General features: G+C 53.5%; 16 protein-coding genes. 15 read left to right on the top strand and 1 reads right to left on the bottom strand.

The window, feature by feature from the left end; all coding sequences use genetic code 11:
• Positions 1 to 54 precede the first annotated feature (54 nt).
• The 6 genes from infB (at position 55) to CBE74_RS19750 (ending at position 7640) form a co-directional block, all read left to right on the top strand.
• On the top strand, positions 55 to 2937 hold the full coding sequence (gene infB / locus CBE74_RS19775) for a translation initiation factor IF-2 (RefSeq protein WP_171483193.1): 2883 nt from the start codon (positions 55 to 57) through the stop codon (positions 2935 to 2937).
• Positions 2938 to 3154: 217 nt separating this feature from the next.
• On the top strand, positions 3155 to 3592 hold the full coding sequence (rbfA, locus tag CBE74_RS19770) for a 30S ribosome-binding factor RbfA (RefSeq protein ID WP_087454158.1): 438 nt from the start codon (positions 3155 to 3157) through the stop codon (positions 3590 to 3592).
• Positions 3585 to 4577: a DHH family phosphoesterase gene (locus tag CBE74_RS19765; protein WP_087454157.1), complete on the top strand. Its 993-nt coding sequence runs from the start codon at positions 3585 to 3587 to the stop codon at positions 4575 to 4577. Before rbfA ends, CBE74_RS19765 begins: the two co-directional genes overlap by 8 nt.
• A 102-nt stretch (positions 4578 to 4679) precedes the next feature.
• Complete coding sequence (locus CBE74_RS19760; protein ID WP_087454156.1) at positions 4680 to 6026, top strand: MATE family efflux transporter; 1347 nt, start codon at positions 4680 to 4682, stop codon at positions 6024 to 6026.
• Between the two features lie 70 nt (positions 6027 to 6096).
• Complete coding sequence (locus CBE74_RS19755) at positions 6097 to 6972, top strand: metallophosphoesterase family protein (protein WP_087454155.1); 876 nt, start codon at positions 6097 to 6099, stop codon at positions 6970 to 6972.
• Complete coding sequence (locus tag CBE74_RS19750) at positions 6969 to 7640, top strand: 4'-phosphopantetheinyl transferase family protein (protein ID WP_087454154.1); 672 nt, start codon at positions 6969 to 6971, stop codon at positions 7638 to 7640. Before CBE74_RS19755 ends, CBE74_RS19750 begins: the two co-directional genes overlap by 4 nt.
• Before the next feature lie 24 nt (positions 7641 to 7664).
• Here the strand turns inward: CBE74_RS19750 and truB are convergent, their stop codons facing one another.
• On the bottom strand, positions 7665 to 8576 hold the full coding sequence (gene truB / locus CBE74_RS19745) for a tRNA pseudouridine(55) synthase TruB (protein WP_087454153.1): 912 nt from the start codon (positions 8574 to 8576) through the stop codon (positions 7665 to 7667).
• Between the two features lie 12 nt (positions 8577 to 8588).
• Between truB and CBE74_RS19740 the strand changes: the two genes are divergently transcribed.
• From CBE74_RS19740 to CBE74_RS19700, 9 genes are all read left to right on the top strand, one after another.
• On the top strand, positions 8589 to 9587 hold the full coding sequence (locus CBE74_RS19740; protein ID WP_087454152.1) for a bifunctional riboflavin kinase/FAD synthetase: 999 nt from the start codon (positions 8589 to 8591) through the stop codon (positions 9585 to 9587).
• Between the two features lie 16 nt (positions 9588 to 9603).
• On the top strand, positions 9604 to 10569 hold the full coding sequence (locus tag CBE74_RS19735; RefSeq protein WP_087454151.1) for a nucleoside hydrolase: 966 nt from the start codon (positions 9604 to 9606) through the stop codon (positions 10567 to 10569).
• Positions 10570 to 10764: 195 nt separating this feature from the next.
• Positions 10765 to 11034 (top strand): 30S ribosomal protein S15, encoded by a 270-nt coding sequence (gene rpsO / locus CBE74_RS19730; RefSeq protein ID WP_013242127.1) that lies wholly within the window; start codon positions 10765 to 10767, stop codon positions 11032 to 11034.
• Positions 11035 to 11176: 142 nt separating this feature from the next.
• Positions 11177 to 13480 (top strand): polyribonucleotide nucleotidyltransferase, encoded by a 2304-nt coding sequence (locus CBE74_RS19725; RefSeq protein ID WP_087454150.1) that lies wholly within the window; start codon positions 11177 to 11179, stop codon positions 13478 to 13480.
• A gap of 255 nt (positions 13481 to 13735) precedes the next feature.
• Positions 13736 to 14485 carry a 4-hydroxy-tetrahydrodipicolinate reductase gene (gene dapB, locus CBE74_RS19720; RefSeq protein ID WP_087454149.1) on the top strand — a complete coding sequence of 250 codons (750 nt, stop codon included), beginning with the start codon at positions 13736 to 13738 and terminating at the stop codon, positions 14483 to 14485.
• Positions 14485 to 15246, top strand: a complete 762-nt coding sequence (thyX, locus tag CBE74_RS19715) for an FAD-dependent thymidylate synthase (RefSeq protein WP_087454148.1) — start codon at positions 14485 to 14487, stop codon at positions 15244 to 15246. Before dapB ends, thyX begins: the two co-directional genes overlap by 1 nt.
• A 134-nt stretch (positions 15247 to 15380) precedes the next feature.
• On the top strand, positions 15381 to 16286 hold the full coding sequence (gene dapA, locus CBE74_RS19710) for a 4-hydroxy-tetrahydrodipicolinate synthase (protein WP_087454147.1): 906 nt from the start codon (positions 15381 to 15383) through the stop codon (positions 16284 to 16286).
• Between the two features lie 2 nt (positions 16287 to 16288).
• Positions 16289 to 18340: a ribonuclease J gene (locus tag CBE74_RS19705; protein WP_087454146.1), complete on the top strand. Its 2052-nt coding sequence runs from the start codon at positions 16289 to 16291 to the stop codon at positions 18338 to 18340.
• 69 nt (positions 18341 to 18409) lie between these two features.
• Entirely contained in the window at positions 18410 to 19072 is a 663-nt protein-coding gene (locus tag CBE74_RS19700; RefSeq protein WP_087454145.1) for a TIGR03085 family metal-binding protein, read from the top strand.
• Positions 19073 to 19118 lie beyond the last annotated feature (46 nt).

Below are 19118 nucleotides of genomic sequence, written 5' to 3'. Positions count from 1 at the left end.
AGTCGACGTAAGCCCTCCGGGGTTAAGGCTTCCTTCCGTAACTCAAGGAGAGAAGTGCCCGGAAAGCTACGTGTACATGAGCTAGCTAAACAGCTCGGTGTAACAAGCAAGGAACTACTTGCCACGCTGAAAGAACAAGGCGAGTTTGTAAAGACTGCATCTTCGACCATCGAACCTCCGGTGATCAAGAAGATGAAGCAGCATTATGCTGCGAACGATGTGAGCGCTGATCAGGGATCTGCGAAGGTTGCCCCTGAGGCTGCAAAAGCTCCGTCAACGTCGGCTAAGCCTGCAGCGCCTAAGCCGGCTTCTGCGAAGCCAGCCGCTCCAAAACCCGCTGCCGCAAAACCTGCAGCACCCAAGCCGGCTTCTGCGAAGCCAGCCGCTCCAAAACCCGCCGTTAAGCCCGTACCTAAGCCAGGTTTCAGCGCTTCCCAGGCTGATGCGCCTAAGACTCCGGGTTCTGCTCCTAAGCCAGGTGCAGGAGCATCTCCTTCTGCTATGCCTCGTCCGCAGGCGCGCCCAGGCGGAAATGCGCCAAAGCCGGGTGGACGTGCTCCTCGCGTAGCCAACAACCCGTTCTCCAGCGGTGAGCGGTTCTCCAGCGGTGAGCGCCCAGCGCCTCGTCCTGGTGGCGGCAACCGCCCTGGAAATGGCCCACGCCCAGGTGGCGCTCCGCGTCCGGGTGCAGGTCGTGGTGCTCAAGGCGGCAACAACGCTGAGCGTCAGCCTCGCCCAGGTGGTCGCGGCGGTCAGCAGCGTCAACAAGGCGGCAACCGTCCGCAGCAAGGTGCTGGTCAGGAGCGTCAGGGCGGCGGACGTCGTCCAAGTCCTGCAATGATGCCTTTACACCCGAATCCAGGGCAGATGCCTTCTCGGAGCGCCGGCGGCCGCAATGGTGGCCGCGGCGGTGCGGGTGCCCAAGGCGGAAACCGTGGACCCGGAGGCGCAGGCTTTGGCGGCGGTCGCCCAGGTGGCGGTGGAGCTGCCGGTGGTCGCGGCGGACGTCGTGGCGGTACCGCTGGTGCATTCGGACGCCCAGGTGGCGCTCCACGCAAGGGACGTAAGTCGAAACGTCAGAAGCGTAATGAATACGAGGCAATGCAGGCACCAAACGTCATTGGTGGCGTTCGCCTGCCCGACGGTGGAGGCGCGACGATTCGTCTTGTCCGGGGTGCTTCGCTTTCCGACTTCGCTGAGAAGATTAATGCAGATGCTGCGGCACTCGTCCAGGCACTCTTTAACCTTGGCGAGATGGTAACGGCAACTGCATCTGTGAGCGAGGAGACATTGCAGCTCCTCGGCGAAGAGATGAACTACAAAGTTGATGTTGTCTCGCCTGAAGATGAAGACCGCGAGCTTCTCGAGTCCTTCGACCTGCAGTTTGGTGAGGACGAGGGAACTGAAGAAGATCTGGAGAAGCGTCCTCCTGTGGTGACCGTTATGGGTCACGTTGACCACGGTAAGACCCGCCTGTTGGACTCCATCCGTAAGTCCAACGTTGGTTCCGGTGAAGCAGGCGGCATTACGCAGGGCATTGGTGCTTACCAGGTCGCTGTTAACGTCGACGGCACCGATCGTAAGATCACCTTCCTTGATACCCCGGGTCACGAGGCCTTCACCGCTATGCGTGCTCGTGGTGCTAAGTCCACGGATATTGCTGTGCTTGTTGTCGCTGCTGATGACGGAGTTATGCCTCAGACCGTTGAGGCCATCAACCACGCTAAGGCAGCAGATGTACCGATCGTGGTCGCAGTGAACAAGATCGATAAGCCAGGTGCATCCCCGGATAAGATCCGTGGACAGCTCACTGAGTACGGCCTCGTTCCTGAGGACTACGGCGGAGACACCATGTTCGTTGATATTTCTGCAAAGCAGAACATCAATATCGATGGACTACTGGAGGCTGTTCTTCTTACCGCAGATGCTTCACTGGATCTGCGTGCTAACCCTGACATGGACGCGCAAGGCGTGGCCATTGAGGCTCACCTGGATCGTGGCCGAGGCCCAGTGGCTACAGTCATCGTCCAGCGCGGTACGCTGCGCGTGGGAGACTCTGTTGTCGCAGGTGATGCTTATGGTCGCGTGCGTCGCATGGTCGATGAGTACGGACATGATGTTGAAGAAGCAGGACCTTCCCGTCCTGTTCAGATGCAGGGCCTTAACGGTGTCCCCGGCGCTGGCGATAACCTCCTTGTGGTTGAAGACGATCGTGTTGCTCGTCAGATTGCTAACCAGCGCAATGCGCGCAAGCGTAACGCTCTGGCTGCAAAGACCCGCAAGCGCGTCTCTCTTGAGGATCTGGATGCAGTTCTTAAGGAACACAGCACCCTCAACCTCATCCTCAAAGGCGACAATGCTGGTTCCGTGGAAGCCTTGGAAGAAGCATTGCTCAAGATTGAGGTCGACGACGAAGTTCAGCTGAACATCATCGACCGTGGCGTCGGTGCTGTTACACAGACAAACGTCTCCTTGGCTGCTGCTTCTGATGCCGTGATCATTGCCTTCAACGTTCGTGCTGAGGGTAAGGCAACGGAAGAAGCCAACGCTGAAGGCGTGGATGTTCGTTACTACACCGTCATCTACCGTGCGATCGAGGAAGTTGAGCAAGCGCTGAAGGGCATGCTCAAGCCAATCTACGAAGAGCGAGAAGTTGGACGTGCAGAGATTCGTGCAATCTTCAAGGCTTCTGCAGTTGGCCTGATCGCAGGTTGCATGGTGGAGAGTGGAAAGGTGCGTCGTAACGCTACGATTCGTTTGCTTCGCGACGGCGCCGTAGTGGCAGACAAGGCGACTATTGAATCGCTACGTCGTGAGAAAGACGACGCCACCGAGGTCTCCGCAGGTTACGAGTGCGGTATGGTCTTGTCCTACCCGGATATCCAGGTTGGCGATATCATCGAGGTATTTGAACAGGTAGAGGTTCCACGTTCTTAATAGTGGCTGCTTAACCCGATAACTACTCAAAGCGGCGCTGACTCTCATGACTAATGTTGAGAGTCAGCGCCGCTTTTATCCTGTGTTTATCATGCAGATCGGACAAAGAAGTCCGTTTTGGATAAGACAGAGTACGTTTCCGCTTTGATAAAGCAGATAAGATAATTGCGTTAGTCGACAAAAGGCTGCAATAAATAGATGAAAAAGAGGTTGAAAAATGGTTGATCACGCACGTGCCGCCAGGCTGGCTAAGCGTATCCAGACGATTGTGGCTACGGCTATTGAACGAGAAATTAAGGACTACCGGCTGGAGTACGTCACTGTTACAGACACCCGGGTTACAGGCGACTTGCATGATGCAACCGTGTATTACACAGTGCGGGGCCGTTCCATTGAAGACACTCCAGATGTAGAGGGTGCAGCTGAGGCTCTCCACCGTGCGCGAGGCCAGCTACGAAAGATCGTGGGAGACCAGCTGAGCGTGCGTTTTACCCCAACGTTATCTTTCGAGCTAGATACAGTTCCAGAGTCTTCGGCGCATATGGAAGATCTGCTGGCGCGCGCTAAAGCACGTGATGCAGAGCTTGCTGAGCTGAAAAAGAATGCAAAACCAGCAGGGGAAGAAAATCCCTATAAAATGGACGTCGATGAGTAAAACCTGCGTTCAAACATCGTCGGACAAACCGTTGGATTGGTCAGCTACTGAAAGAATCATCAGCAAAGCTGAAAGAGTGTGCGTTGTAGGCCATATCAATCCTGACCCGGATGCTATCGGAAGCGTTTGTGCGACGACGCTTGCCCTGGAGCAGCTGTCTAAGGAAGCCATAGGAGTCATCGGCCAACGCACGCCCTTAGAACGCTCTTTGCTGGATATCCCCAGAGCCACGGATATTCTCACTGTGGATAGGCTTCCTGAGTGCGATGCAATTATTGCCGTGGACTGCGGCGCCGTGGGGCGGCTGGGAGCACTTCAGCCACAGGTTATGCGCGACATTAGCCGGGTCATTCTGATAGATCATCACAGTACAAATCGCGGTTTTGCAGGAGTCAACCTGATTGACTATCAGGCGGAATCAACAACGAGTATTTTGCGGGATTGGTTCCAGCACCTGAAAATTACGCTGACTAAAGATATCGCGTATGGACTTTATGCTGGGCTGGTGTCGGATACGGGTGGTTTTAGGTGGGGCCGGCCGGAAATGCATGCCCTGGCTCAAGAACTTGTTGATACGGGCCTTAAAATCCGGAGCATCGGGCAGCAGCTTTTTAGCAGTGATTCCGTCCCAGATCTTGCGATGATCGGTACGATCCTTTCTCGTCTTCGGGTGATGCATGTCAACAACGTATCGGTCGTTGTGGCCATCGCACAGTACGACGATGTCCAGGGGCATTCGACTCATGCTGTAGAAAAAATCGCGGATCTGATCCGCGGTTCAGACGGCACGGATATAGCCGTGGTCTTCAAAGAATATAAAAGAGGAGAATGGGCGGTTTCGCTGCGTTCGGAAGATCTCGATATTTCCATTTTGGCCCGTACCTTGGGCGGCGGTGGGCATATCAGGTCATCAGGCTACGTCACGTTTGGAACGGTAGATCACGTAGTCGCAGAACTTAAAGCGGCGGTTCAGCGGGTCTACTAAACGAAACTGTGGGGAACAATATAAGGCATACTGCTGTTGCAGTAAAGGCCTGTACGAGGCATGTTCTTCTAGGAGAAGACGCGGAGAGAAAGAGTATGTCCGGTGGGAAGAGCACAAGAAGAAATAGCAGAGATTAGTCCAGCAACGATTCTTCGCTTGGCGCTTCCTGCACTGGGAGTGCTGGCGGCTACGCCGCTTTATCTGCTTTTTGACACCGCAGTAGTGGGCAAACTGGGGGCGGCCTCCTTAGCAGCACTTGGAGCAGGGACCACGATATATGCCCAGGTGACTACTCAATTAACGTTTTTATCCTATGGAACAACGGCGCGTTCAGCTCGCCTTTTTGGTGCGGGTAAAAAGAAGGAAGCCGTGGCTGAGGGCATGCAGGCTACATGGCTTGCGCTTTTCGTCGGGACCATCTTGGCGCTTGTTGTTTTTATGGGGGCTCCGACGTTCACATTCTGGCTTAGCGGTTCCTATGAGGTGTCCAACGCAGCAACGAGTTGGCTCAGAGTAACAGCTATAGGTATCCCGCTGGTCCTTGTCGTGATGGCAGGAAATGGGTGGCTAAGAGGGATACAAAACACCCGGTTACCGTTGATTTTTACCTTGTCGGGTGTTGTGCCGGGGCTGGTGTTAGTACCAATCTTGGTTAACCAGCATGGGCTGGTGGGCTCGGCATGGGCGAATATCGTTGGGATTACTATTACGTCTTTGCTGTTTATTCTGTGCCTCTTTCGGGAGCATGAAGGCACTATTCGTCCGAATTGGACCATCATGCGTTCGCAGTTGTCCCTTGGTAGGGATCTGATCGTGCGATCGCTATCATTTCAGATTTCTTTTATCTCAGCAGCAGCGGTAGCTGGCCGCTTTGGTGCAGAGTCTTTGGCAGCACACCAAGTGCTGCTCCAGCTGTGGAGTTTTCTCACGCTTATTCTCGATTCGCTGGCTATTGCGGGCCAGACGTTGACAGGGGCTGCACTTGGTGCAAAAAATGTTGCTCGAGCGCGTCGTGTAGGACAAATATCTGTGTTGTATTCCACCATATTTGGCGTGGTGCTTGCCGTAATATTCGCTGGTGGTTTTCACCTGATACCAGGAATTTTTACGTCAGATGCAGGGGTTCTTCAAGAAATAAGTGGGCCGTGGTGGCAGCTGGTTCTCATGATCGTTGTGGGTGGCGTCGTGTTTGCCTTTGACGGAGTATTCTTAGGTGCCGCTGACGCCGCGTATCTGCGAACCGTATCTTTGTTGTCAGTGCTCGGAGGATTTTTACCTGGCGTATGGTTGGCTTTGCTCTTCGACGCTGGCCTGATAGGCGTGTGGTGGGGGCTAGTTTCCTTTATCTCTCTTCGAATGATCGCGGGAATATGGCGCTTTTATTCGATGAAGTGGGCTTATAGCAAAGATGTGGGAGACGGGAATATTCCAGCCCCGGAGAGTCGATGAGCGAATCCCCGCTGACAATTGCAATAATTGGTCTTACGTTTGAAACAACCTAGGTACGCAAGGAGGTCACATGGCACAGACCCTATGGGCTGTTGCGGACCTTCATGCAGCAGTTCGAGCTAATGGAGAACACATTGATTCTCTTAAGCCCAAGGACCCCTCTGATTGGCTGATTGTCGCCGGAGACGTTGCAGAACGCACCAGCGTAGTCGTGGAGGTTCTTCATAAATTACGTAAGCGTTTTGCCTGCGTTATTTGGGTCCCGGGAAATCATGAGCTGTTCTGCAGAAGAACGGATACGCATCAAGGGCGAGCAAAATACGACGAGCTCGTGCGTGCGTGTCGGAAGATCGATGTTCTGACACCAGAAGATCCTTTCCCAGTTTTCGGCGGTGTGACCATCGTGCCGTTGTTTACGCTTTATGATTACTCTTTCCGCCCGCGCGGAATGAGCATAGAACAGGCTGTTGAGGCTGCCCATGAAAAGCAAATTGTGCTTACAGACCAGTTTGCTATCGCCCCATTCGTGGATATCCGTGCGTGGTGCTGGGACCGTTTGGCGTATTCGGTTAATCGGTTAAGCAGAGTAAACGGACCTACGATCCTGATCAATCATTGGCCGCTTTCCCAAGAACCTGTGGATAGGATGCAGATCCCAGAGATTGGGCTATGGTGCGGAACTCGGCACACTATGTCATGGGGAAGCCGATACAGTGCGAAAGCAGTGATCTATGGGCACCTGCATCTTCCTGGAATAATGCGCATTGATGGTGTGCCGCACGTGGAGGTATCCCTGGGATATCCCCGGCAATGGCAGCAAAACATAGAGTCACGTCCCTGGCCTTTTCCTATCATGCATATCGATGATGCCGGAAAAGCAACCATGGGCCCGGGACTTGAGCCGGATGAATCGATGACACAGAGTGCGAACAAGGGGGAGTCGTGAACAACGAGATCCAGCTTGATCAGTCGCTCTTTCCAGAAGCTGCACGCTATGTGTCTCTTACCACCGATCCCGGAATCATAGACTTGGGCAAGTTTAATGAGCTGCATCCGCTGGAACGGGCTCTTGTCGCACACGCGGTTCCGCTCCGTAAAGCGGAATTTGGAGATGCGCGGTGGTGCGCCCACCAAGCCCTCGCTAAGCTGCAACGAGACACAGGTGAACCAATTCTGCGTGGTGAGCGAGGCATGCCGTTATGGCCAGCTTCTGTTAGTGGATCTTTGACCCACACTGATGGTTTTAGGGCCGCAGTTGTTGCTCCTCGGCTGCTTATCAGATCGATGGGAATCGATGCAGAAGTCGCCGAGCCGCTTCCAGAGGGCGTTATCGGTTCGATCGCTCGAGAAGGTGAACTCGAACAGCTTGAACGTTTGCGCAGCAATGGTATCTCGTGCGCAGATCGAGTTTTGTTCTGCGCGAAAGAAGCTACCTACAAAGTGTGGTTTCCGTTGACGCACCGCTGGTTAGGCTTTGAACAAGCAGAAATAGACATTAGAGACGATGGATCTTTTGTGTCTTATCTGCTTGTTCGTCCCACTCCCGTTCCTTTTATAGAAGGGCGCTGGATGGTGAAAAACGGCTACGTAATAGCTGCAACTTCTGTTGTATAAAAGGCCGTCAATATTTCGACTCGGCTAGGAGAGCGTGTTGGGACGCGCCACGAAAATGGAAGAAAGCCGCTTGCCTTTTTCCTTGATAAGCGCGATGGCCTGGCCATTGGGTGCTACCGCCGCGTGAACCTCTGCTAAGCCTCGTGGTTGGAGCCATTTCCCCATGGAGAGGTCTGTGGCCTCAGACTCTGTTACCTCTAATGTGGGGTAGCACCGAGTTAAGGATTCATCCAAAGAAAGACTGAGCTTGGGGGCAGCGGCGAGATCGTCGAGAGTGATGGCATCGGAAAGAGCGAAGGGGCCCACGGATAGGCGTCGTAAAGCTGTGAGGTGGCCACCCACGTGGAGGGCTTCTCCTAGATCGCGAGCGAGGGAGCGGATGTACGTTCCCGATGAACACGTGACCTCTACATCGATGTCAATAAATTCCGGTGACAAGGTGCGCGAAATATCGAGGACATCGAAACGGTAAATAGTGACCGGACGTGCAGGGATCTCCACTTCTTGTCCCTCGCGCACCATCTGATGGGCTCGTTTCCCATTGATTTTGATTGCGCTGACTGATGCTGGGCGTTGCATGATATCTCCAGTGAGATTAGCTATCCCAGCAGCAATTTCATCGTCAGTGATCGCGGATACCGTGGACGCATCGGCAGAAAAAACTGACTCGCCTTCTTTATCGTCGGTGGTGGTGGCCAGTCCGAGCCTGATAGTTGCTCGGTAGGACTTGGTCGATGCAACCATATGGGCAAGAAACTTTGTCCCTCTTTCGATTCCCACAACAAGAACACCGGTAGCCATGGGGTCGAGGGTGCCCGCGTGGCCAACCCGTTTGGTGCCAAAGATGCGGCGCAGGCGCCCAACTACGTCGTGCGAGGTTATGCCAGCGGGTTTATCTACGACTACGAGTCCAGAAGTGGAGAGGGGATCAATCATAGTTAGCAGTCTATGGCTAAACTGTCCAGAGTGGATATCTGGCATCATATTGAAGACATTCCGGCGGATCTAGACGCCTCGGTCATCACCATTGGCGTTTTCGACGGTGTCCATCGTGGGCACCGGACCCTGATCAGCGCTGTAACGCAACGAGCGCGGGCACTCGGTGTTCCGAGCATCCTGGTTACGTTTAACCCTCATCCTTTGGCGGTGCTGCGGCCGGAAAAGATGCCTCCACTTTTGGGGACGGTTACCCAACGTGCGAATCTCGTAGAAAATCTTGGCGTTGACCATATGTTTGCCATGAATTTTACGGCCAACCTTTCGCACCTGTCTCCGGAAGAATTCTTTGTCTCTATTATTAAAGACAAGCTCAAGGCCAAGGTTGTAGTGGTGGGGGAGAACTTTACCTTTGGCTATAAAGCGTCCGGTAACACGGAAACTTTGAAGACTTTGGGGGAAAAATACGGCATCGACATTCGTGTGCTGGAATTGCTGGCAGAAGACCAGACCGTGGTTTCTTCTTCTGTAATACGTAAAGCTCTCGCAGAGGGAGACGTGCGCCGAGCTAATTGGGGATTAGGGCGGGACTTTTCAGTCAGCGGAGACGTGGTGCGAGGCGCTGGTCGGGGCGGAAAAGAACTTGGCTATCCGACCGCCAATCTGTACTTCCCGGATTCTATTGCGCTGCCAGAAGACGGCGTGTACGCAGGCTGGCTACAGATCACCTCTGCAGCACCCATCGAAGGTGACATGGTTGCAGGAGTGCGGTACCCGGCGGCGATTTCTGTAGGTCATAACCCTACGTTCGGAGACCAGCGTCGTAGCGTTGAATCTTTTGTTCTTAATCGTCATGCTGATTTGTACGGGCATTCCGTTACCGTTGAATTCGTGGACCGTATTCGCGGGATGGTGAAGTTTAGCGGTATAGAAGAACTGCTGGAAGCAATAGCACAAGACGTGGAGACTACTCGCGAAATTTTAAGAGTTGACGAACCTCGTAAACCCTAAATAAGGAAGACAGAGAATGGCAAAGAAGGTAATCCTCGACCTGGACACTGGCATCGATGATGCGTTGGCACTGGCCTATGCTCTAGGTTCTCCAGAGCTGGAACTCATTGGTGTCACTGCGACATATGGCAACGTACTTGTCGACGATGGTGCGCGCAACGATCTAGCACTCCTCGAACTATTTGGGCGCCCCGATATTCCAGTTTTTGTTGGTGAACCTCATGCGCGGGCCAAAGATGGGTTTTCCGTTTTAGAAATTTCTGAGTTTATCCACGGAAAAAACGGCATTGGTGAGGCAAAGATGCAGCAGCCTCAAACCAGTGTGAGTGATAAAACCGCAGTTGATTTCCTGATTGAATCGGTGGCTTCCTATGGCGATGACTTGGTCATTATCCCAACAGGCGCCATGACTAACATCGCCGCGGCAATGGATAAAGACCCAGATTTTGCAGCTAATGCTCATATCGTTTTCATGGGAGGCGCGCTTACGGTTCCCGGGAATGTGAACACGTGGGCTGAGGCAAACATCAACCAAGACCCAGAATCCGCAGACATGATGGTTCGAGACTGCGCCGATGTGACGATGATCGGCCTTGACGTAACACTCCAAACGCTGTTGACGTATGAGGAGACTGCCACGTGGAGGACGTTGAACACCGAGGCCGCAACAGTGCTTGCCGACGCCACCGATTACTACATTCGCGCCTACGACACGATAGCGCCCCACCTTGACGGCTGCGGGCTGCACGACCCTCTGGCCGTTGCAGTAGCCGTGGATCCAAGTCTGGTCACTACTCTTCCTCTGAATCTTAAAGTGGACACCGAGGGGCCGACGCGGGGACGAACAATCGGTAATGAGGTCAAACTGGGAGATCCGCACAAGAATGCCCAGGTGGCAGTGGCAGTTGACGTAGAGCGCTTCCTCAAAGAATTCATGGAACGCATTACGCGAGTGCTGGTAGGAAACGCGGTCGGTAGATAAAACAGACCGGGAGAATCTACGTCTAGGCGAGGAAACTCGAAAATCCCTTTGTTTCTGTCCTTTCTATGGTAGTGTTCCTTCCGTTCTCTTCACTGCGGTCCACAGCAGTGATAGGAATGGTTTGATAATGAGAAACCCCCGGTTTCCTTTTATCAAGTCATATTTATGTGGACTGAAATAACTAGGAGTTTTCTCATGGCTTTGAGCAATGAGCAGAAGAAGTCCATCTTGGCTGAGTACGGTCTGCACGAGACCGACACCGGTTCCCCTGAGGCACAGGTTGCGTTGCTTTCCGCACGCATCAACCAGCTGACCGAGCACCTGAAGTTCCACAAGCACGATCACCACTCTCGTCGTGGTCTGCTGCTTCTCGTTGGTCGTCGCAAGGGCCTCTTGAAGTACCTCGCAGACAACAATGTTGATCGCTACCGTGATCTGATTGCTCGTCTGGGCTTGCGTCGATAAGCTTTTCGACGTTAAAGCGGCGCCCCGTGGTTTTAGGTAAAACTAAAAGCCACGGGGCTTCGCTATGCTTAAGATGCGAAAACGTGTTAAAATCCTGCCGTTGCATTAGACGCAAAACCTTTTTTGGAAACACGCGGCACCGATGACCGTTGTGAGAAGGAATATCCACGAGGAGACCTGCACTTTGAGCAAGGCAAAAAACATCGAATTCAACGTAGATGAAGAATTCGGTATTACCGAAGCGATCGCCACCATTGACAACGGCGACTTCGGAACCCGTACCATTCGCTTTGAAACTGGCCAGCTGGCCAAGCAAGCCGACGGTTCTGTCACCACGTACCTGGATGATGAGACGATGCTGTTGGCCACCACGACGGCCTCTAACCAGCCGCGTGAAGGATTCGACTTCTTCCCACTAACGGTGGACGTCGAGGAGCGCATGTACGCAGCGGGCCGCATTCCAGGTTCGTTTTTCCGTCGCGAGGGACGTCCCTCCACTGAGGCAATCTTGGCTTGCCGCCTGATCGACCGCCCGCTACGTCCGACTTTTGTTAAGGGACTGCGCAATGAGGTCCAGGTTGTTATCACCGTCTTGTCCATCAACCCAGAAGACTACTATGACGTTGTTGCAATCAACGGCGCATCAGCTGCTACCCAGCTTTCCGGTCTTCCGGTGTCGGGTGCGGTAGGCGGAGTTCGCATGGCTCTTATCGCGGATGAAGCACATCCCAAGGGTCAGTGGATTGCATTCCCGACCCATGAGCAGCACGAAAAGGCTCTTTTTGAGCTCGTTGTTGCCGGACGTCTTGTCGCTAAGAAGCAGGGTCGTAAGACTGTCGAAGACGTTGCCATCATGATGGTGGAAGCAGGTGCTACTGAGAACGTTGTAGAAAAGATCAAGGGTGGCGCTCCTGCGCCGACAGAAGAGATCGTTGCACAAGGCCTAGAGGCAGCTAAGCCTTTCATCGAGGTTTTGTGCCGAGCACAGGCTGGCCTGGCAGAACGCACAGCTAAGGAAACTCAAGAATTCCCACTTTTCCCACCGTATTCGGACGTTATTTACGATGCTGTGGAAAAGAAGGTTTCTAAGAAACTGCGTCAGCTGTTGACCATTAAGTCAAAGCAAGAGCGTGACGACGCCACCAACGAGTACATGGAATCGATCGAGGGCGAGTTGCTCGCAAAATTCGGTTCTGAGGATGAAGCTGCTGCATCGAAGGCTATTCGCGCTGCTTATAACGCAGTGATGAAGAAGCTTGTGCGTCACATGATTCTCACCGAGCACTTCCGCATTGATGGCCGTGGTGTGACTGACATTCGCGATCTTGGAGTAGAGGTAGAGCTGGTTCCACGTGCGCACGGTTCCGCTCTATTCGAGCGCGGTGAGACACAGATCTTGGGTGTGACCACGCTAGACATGCTCAAGATGGAGCAGCAGATTGATTCGTTGTCGCCTACATCGTCTAAGCGCTACATCCATCACTACAACTTCCCGCCGTACTCCACCGGAGAAACTGGCCGTGTGGGTTCCCCGAAGCGTCGCGAGATCGGCCATGGAGCGCTTGCCGAGCGCGCCCTTATGCCGGTGATCCCTTCCCGCGAGGAGTTCCCTTACACCATCCGTCAGGTTTCGGAAGCCCTCGGATCTAACGGTTCTACCTCTATGGGTTCGGTGTGTGCCTCAACGCTCTCGCTATACAACGCGGGTGTTCCTCTGAAGGCCTCAGTGGCTGGTATCGCTATGGGCCTGGTGTCTGATGAAGTTGACGGAGAAACCCGTTATGTTGCTTTGACAGATATCCTTGGCGCTGAGGATGCCTTTGGTGACATGGACTTCAAGGTTGCTGGAACTCGTGACTTTGTGACGGCCCTACAGCTGGATACCAAGCTTGATGGCATTCCTTCCAAGGTTCTCGCGTCTGCGCTTGCACAGGCTTATGAAGCCCGCGAAGCAATTCTGGACACCATGGCTGAGGTCATTGAGAGCCCAGATGAGATGAGCGACTATGCTCCGCGCATCACGACTGTCACTGTTCCACTCAGCAAGATCGGTGAGGTTATCGGGCCTAAGGGCAAGATGATCAACTCGATCACCGAGGAGACCGGAGCAAACATCTCCATTGAGGAAGACGGAACTGTCTATGTTTCCGCGACCTCCGGAGCTGCCGCTGAAGCAGCGATCGAAAAGATCAATGCTATTGCTAATCCGCAGTTGCCCAAGGCTGGTGAGCGATTCCTCGGAACCATCGTTAAGACCACCGCTTTTGGTGCATTTGTTTCTCTCGTACCTGGTCGTGACGGCCTCATCCACATCTCTAAGCTCGGCAACGGTAAGCGCATAGAGAAGGTAGAAGACGTAATCAACGTTGGTGACAAAGTCGAGGTGGAGATCCTCGATATAGACAACCGCGGCAAGATTTCCTTGGCACCGGTGAAGGAAGACTAGTCTGCACACACAAGGCTAAGGTGGGATCGCTTTAGGCGCTTTCTGCCTTATCCTTACTTCTGCTCCCCAGTGATGGGCATCGCTACTGTTGTATATGAGTGACGGGATCTTTATGGCCGCGTCGAGAAGCTTGTACGCCGTAGGGATACCCGCAGTGGGGAGCATTGGTGTATCCTCCACGAGCCTATTTTGTAGTCTACAAAAGCGGAATTGCTTAATGTTTTGACCCAACCACAAACGAAAAGGAACAGTGACATGGCCATTAAAGTAGGAGTCCTCGGGGCTCGTGGGCGCGTTGGTCAAGCCGTAGTAGCGGGTGTAAACGAATCCAAAGATCTTGAACTTGTTGCCGAGATCGACCGCGATGATGACCTGAGTGTTCTCGTTGACAATGGGGCAGAGGTAATCGTTGATTTCACCACTCCTGATTCTGTCATGGGCAACTTGGATTTCTGCATCAACCACGGTATTTCTTGCGTCGTGGGGACTACAGGTTTTACAGCAGAGCGACTCGCTCAAGTGGAAGAATGGGCGGAGAAAAATCCTTCGGTGGGCGTGCTGATCGCCCCTAACTTTGCTATCTCGGCTGTATTAACTATGGTCTTTGCCCGCCAGGCAGCTAAGTTCTTCGATTCTGCTGAAGTTGTTGAATACCATCACCCCAATAAGTTGGACGCCCCCTCAGGAACCGCTATCCACACAGCACAAGGCATAGCCGAGGCTCGTAAGGAAGCAGGGCTCGGCGAGCAGCCCGATGCAACAAAAGATTCGCTTGCAGGTTCCCGCGGAGCCGATGTCGACGGAGTTCCGGTGCACGCTGTGCGCATGACCGGCATGGTTGCGCATGAGGAAGTTATTTTTGGGGCCCAGGGTCAATCCTTGACTATTCGCCAGGATTCCTACGACCGTACGTCTTTTGTCCCCGGAGTTTTGGTAGGGGTACGGAAGATCCATGAGCATCCTGGTCTTAGCGTTGGCCTAGATAAGTACCTCGATATCTCATAATGGCTGTAGAAACTCATCTCGACGTGCAATTGGTGGCCTGCACGACGTTTATTACTCCTCCTACTGGTATCACGTGGGCTTGCGATCCTGCCGCTAAAGATTCTGAAGCGTTAGTGGAGTTTGCCGGCCGCGCATGCTACGAGACTTTTGATAAACCAAATGTGAGGACTGCCCAGAACGATGCCTACCTCCGACACATTATGGAGGTAGGGCATATGGCGCTTTTAGAACATGCTACGGCTTCTTTATATATCCGAGGTTTGTCTCGATCAGCGGCGCATGAGTTGATGCGGCATCGACATTTTTCTTGTTCGCAGCTCTCACAGAGGTTTGTCCATCACGAGGATTCTCACGTAATCATCCCGCCGTTGATTGCGGAAGACCCTGAATTGCGACGTCTTTTTCTCCACGCAGTAGATGAATCGCGCTTTGCTTTTATCGAGGTTTTGTCTGCGCTAGAAGAAAAATTAGCTAAAGAACCGAATGCGCTTCTTCGAAAGAAGCAAGCTCGCCAAGCAGCACGCGCGATACTTCCCAATGCCACAGAATCGCGAATACTCGTCACCGGGAATTTCAGAACATGGCGTCACTTCATTGGGATGAGAGCTACAGAGCATGCTGATGTAGAAATTCGAGCGCTGGCAATCCGATGCTTGCATCTGCTGAAGGAACAATCGCCGGTATTGTTCGGTGATTTTGAGGAGTCCACGCTTGCCGACGGCTCCTGCATGGCGACTAGCCCGTACGTCACAGATTTTTAATGAAATTTTTGCTGTGGAGAATATGAAAGCCGGAAGAGAAAGTAACTCTCAACGAGGGTGACTTGACCCGACACGCGGGAGAATCCTTGCCCCGATGTCAACTTCCGGCTCATTTGCGGGTAACCTTAGGGCACATGAGCACAGGTTTGACAGCGAATACGGGTAGCGACTACTTCGGTACCGTCACCGTAGCGATGGTGACACCGTTTGATGCCACAGGGAAACTCGATGTTTCTGCAGGGCGGAAGCTTTCCGCACACTTGGCTGACAACGGAATCGACACGCTGGTGCTCGCCGGAACCACCGGTGAGTCTCCAACTACAACGCTGCAAGAAAAAATTGACCTGCTCAAGGCCGTTAAGTCGGAGGTCGGTGACCGCGTTAAAATTATCGCGGGCGCTGGAACAAACAATACTTCGGCTTCGGTTGATATGGCTCGTGCGTCTGCTGAAGCTGGCGCCGATGCCCTTCTGGTAGTAACCCCTTACTATTCAAAACCTAGTCAAGAGGGGATCTACCAGCATTTTCGGACAGTTGCGCAAGCCACTGACTTGCCAATCTGCGCTTATGATATTCCGCCACGTTCGGTTGTTCCTATTCAACCGGATACTCTGCGTCGTCTTGCTGAGATCCCTACGATCAAGGGAGTGAAAGACGCAAAAGGCGATATTGCCGCTGCTACACCACTCATCGAGGAAACAGGACTTGCCTGGTACTCAGGTGATGACCCACTTAACCTCCCATGGCTGTCCGTGGGCGCGGTGGGCTTTATTTCCGTGATTGGTCACTTGGCACCAAAAGAATTGCGCGAACTGCATACAAGTTTTAATAACGGCGATCTTGCGCGTGCGCGTGAGATTAACGCAAAACTTTCATCATTAGTCGCCGCTCAAGGACGTTTGGGTGGCGTAAGCCTCACAAAAGCCGGATTGCGGCTACAAGGTATTGAGGTCGGAGACCCGCGACTGCCTATTGTCGCACCAAGCGAAGAAGAGCTTGAGCGTCTCCGACACGACATGAATAAATCTGGAGTTCTATAAATATGACTGAACCACGTAACCGTTCTCGAAAGGTTACTCGTAAAGCTGGCCCGCCGGAGACTACTGAAACACCAGTATTCCAAGCCCCTGACGCATCTGTAGAGGCACCAGCGAAGGCTGAGACGGAGAAGAAAGCTTCAGACGAAGGCTCTTCCAACCAAGATGCCAGCTCTAAAGGCAACCGCGGCCGCTCCAACTCGGGACGAGCCGGAAACGGGACGCGCAATGCTCGCTCACGCCGTGGTGACAATCCTCAGAATAATAAGAGCAACCGAGGCCGTCGTAACGTGGTCAAATCCATGCAAGGTGCGGATCTGACCGAGCGTCTTCCGGAGCCCCCCAAGGCGCCTAAGAATGGCCTGCGCATCTACGCCCTTGGCGGTATCTCTGAAATTGGTCGCAATATGACCGTTTTTGAGTACAACAACAAAATGCTGTTGGTCGACTGCGGTGTCCTTTTCCCCTCGTCTGGTGAGCCAGGCGTGGATTTGATCTTGCCTGATTTTGGCCCGATCGAAGACAAACTGGACAAGGTCGAAGCGCTCGTTGTTACTCACGGACATGAGGATCACATTGGGGCTATTCCGTGGCTACTGAAACTGCGCCCAGACCTGCCCATCTACGCTTCCAAATTTACGTTGGCTCTTATCGCTGCAAAGTGTCGTGAGCACCGTCAGCGTCCTAAGCTGATCGAGGTAAATGAGAAGTCTGATATTAACCGTGGGCCTTTTAACATCCGTTTCTGGGCCGTTAACCACTCGATCCCGGATTGCTTAGGTCTTGCCATTAAGACTGGTGCAGGTTTGGTGATCCATACCGGTGACATCAAGCTCGATCAGACCCCAACAGACGGGCGTCCTACCGATCTTCCCGCACTGTCTCGCTTTGGTGATGAGGGCGTTGACCTCATGCTCTGTGACTCCACCAACGCAACTACGCCGGGCGTTTCGGGCTCCGAAGCCGATATTGCGCCGACTCTGAAGCGCCTTGTCGGTGACGCAAAACAGCGCGTTATCCTAGCGTCGTTTGCCTCCAATGTTTACCGCGTTCAGGCTGCGGTAGATGCCGCAGTGGCCTCGGGTCGTAAGGTTGCATTCAACGGGCGTTCCATGATTCGAAACATGGAAATCGCAGAAAAGATGGGTTACCTGAAGGCTCCTCGCGGAACTATCGTCAGCATGGATGATGCAGCAAAGATGGCGCCGCACAAGGTTATGCTCATCACCACGGGTACGCAGGGTGAGCCCATGGCTGCCTTGTCGCGCATGGCGCGTCGTGAGCATCGCCAGATCACGGTTCGCGATGGCGATCTGATTATCCTTTCTTCTTCCTTGGTGCCTGGTAACGAGGAAGCCGTGTTCGGCGTTATTAATATGCTGGCGCAGATTGGTGCGACCGTCGTGACGAGCCGCGATGCTAAGGTGCATACCTCCGGTCACGGTTACTCCGGTGAGCTTTTGTTCCTCTACAACGCAGCTCGTCCGGTGAACGCTATGCCGGTGCACGGAGAGTGGCGCCATCTGCGGGCCAACAAAGAACTGGCAATCTCCACTGGTGTGGAGCGCGATCGCGTGGTTCTTGCACAAAATGGCGTTGTCGTGGATCTCGTTGACGGACGAGCTCGGGTGGTCGGACAAATTCAGATCGGTAACCTCTACGTGGACGGTGTCACCATGGGTGATATTGACGCTGGGGTTCTGGAGGAGCGGACTTCCCTGGGTGAAGGCGGCCTGATCGCAATCACAGCAGTGATTGATAACCGAACCGGAAGGCTGCTAGAGCGTCCTACTGTGCAGGCTAAGGGCTTCTCCGAAGATGCCGTTGCCATGATGCCTGAAGTCACCGAACTGGTGGAAAACATCATGACTGACTTGGCTGGTGAAGGTGAGAATGATCCTTACCGCATGGTTCAGCAGCTGCGTCGTCGCGTCTCTCGTTTTGTGGAGCAGAAGTGGCGTCGTAAGCCAATGATTATGCCTACCGTTATCCCAACGACTCAGACTCAGGTGGAAGCGGACGAAGAGGAGATTCGCGCAACGCGCGAAAGCCTGTAAAAAGCAGCAGTAAAAGCGGGCGGCACCGGAAAGATGTGATGGTGCTGCCCGCTTTGTGCTTCCCAGGATATGCTGGGACTTATGTTATTTGTAGAGCAGGAACGCTTAGCATTAGCAGAGCTATTGCTAGAAAAAGGGGCAGAGGCGCCAACGCTGTGCGAAGGATGGAACACTGAGGACTTAGCGGTGCATCTCTACGTCAGGCAGCGCTATCCGCTGGCTACTGCCGGAATGTTTGTGCCAGCGTTATCCCCACTGCTCAAGCGCCGCACGCAAGAAACTGCGTCTATGCCTTTTACTGAAATTGTGGAGGCGTGGACGGAAGAAAAACGGGGATTCTCACGCAGTAAAACTCTGGACTTTTTCCTCAACACGGCGGAACATTTTGTTCATCACGAGGATCTGCGTCGGGGAGCGTCACTAGGAGAGGATTCTCTTGGGCATGGGGTACAACCGCGTAGCTTGAGTGACACAGCAGAGAAAGATTTGTTGCGGTTGCTACGTCTTTTTGCACCTAAATTGCTGCGGAAGTCATCGGTGCCTGTGGTGCTGGAACCTGATCGCTATCCACGGATCGTTGTGGCGGATTCGTGGGGAGTGGTCTCTTCTGGCAGCGCCGTAACCCATATCAGAGGCGGGGTTGGAGAACTAGTGTTGTGGGCTTTCGGCCGTGACGCCGTGGATATTGACGTGTGTCGAGATATTGGCAAAGTTGTTAGGTCAGGCCTGTAGGCTGGACTTAAATAAAAGGTAGTTTGCAGTGTTGCGAATGTGATGA

Origin of the sequence: Corynebacterium silvaticum (assembly GCF_002162115.2) — a bacterium.
In the GTDB taxonomy this organism is placed as follows: domain Bacteria; phylum Actinomycetota; class Actinomycetes; order Mycobacteriales; family Mycobacteriaceae; genus Corynebacterium; species Corynebacterium silvaticum.
The sequence above is the reverse complement of the archived record's forward strand: the minus strand, read 5'-3'. Positions and strand labels throughout refer to the sequence as shown.

Excerpts from the sequence above, each read along its gene's own strand:
- CBE74_RS19725 (WP_087454150.1), top strand. The coding sequence starts at position 11,177 with ATGACCGTTGTGAGAAGGAATATCCACGAGGAGACCTGCACTTTGAGC.
- CBE74_RS19735 (WP_087454151.1), top strand. The coding sequence starts at position 9,604 with ATGGCAAAGAAGGTAATCCTCGACCTGGACACTGGCATCGATGATGCG.
- CBE74_RS19765 (WP_087454157.1), top strand. The coding sequence starts at position 3,585 with ATGAGTAAAACCTGCGTTCAAACATCGTCGGACAAACCGTTGGATTGG.
- dapA (WP_087454147.1), top strand. The coding sequence starts at position 15,381 with ATGAGCACAGGTTTGACAGCGAATACGGGTAGCGACTACTTCGGTACC.
- CBE74_RS19755 (WP_087454155.1), top strand. The coding sequence starts at position 6,097 with ATGGCACAGACCCTATGGGCTGTTGCGGACCTTCATGCAGCAGTTCGA.
- thyX (WP_087454148.1), top strand. The coding sequence starts at position 14,485 with ATGGCTGTAGAAACTCATCTCGACGTGCAATTGGTGGCCTGCACGACG.
- dapB (WP_087454149.1), top strand. The coding sequence starts at position 13,736 with ATGGCCATTAAAGTAGGAGTCCTCGGGGCTCGTGGGCGCGTTGGTCAA.
- truB (WP_087454153.1), bottom strand. The coding sequence starts at position 8,576 with ATGATTGATCCCCTCTCCACTTCTGGACTCGTAGTCGTAGATAAACCC.
- rpsO (WP_013242127.1), top strand. The coding sequence starts at position 10,765 with ATGGCTTTGAGCAATGAGCAGAAGAAGTCCATCTTGGCTGAGTACGGT.
- CBE74_RS19740 (WP_087454152.1), top strand. The coding sequence starts at position 8,589 with ATGGCTAAACTGTCCAGAGTGGATATCTGGCATCATATTGAAGACATT.
- CBE74_RS19700 (WP_087454145.1), top strand. The coding sequence starts at position 18,410 with ATGCTGGGACTTATGTTATTTGTAGAGCAGGAACGCTTAGCATTAGCA.
- CBE74_RS19705 (WP_087454146.1), top strand. The coding sequence starts at position 16,289 with ATGACTGAACCACGTAACCGTTCTCGAAAGGTTACTCGTAAAGCTGGC.
- rbfA (WP_087454158.1), top strand. The coding sequence starts at position 3,155 with ATGGTTGATCACGCACGTGCCGCCAGGCTGGCTAAGCGTATCCAGACG.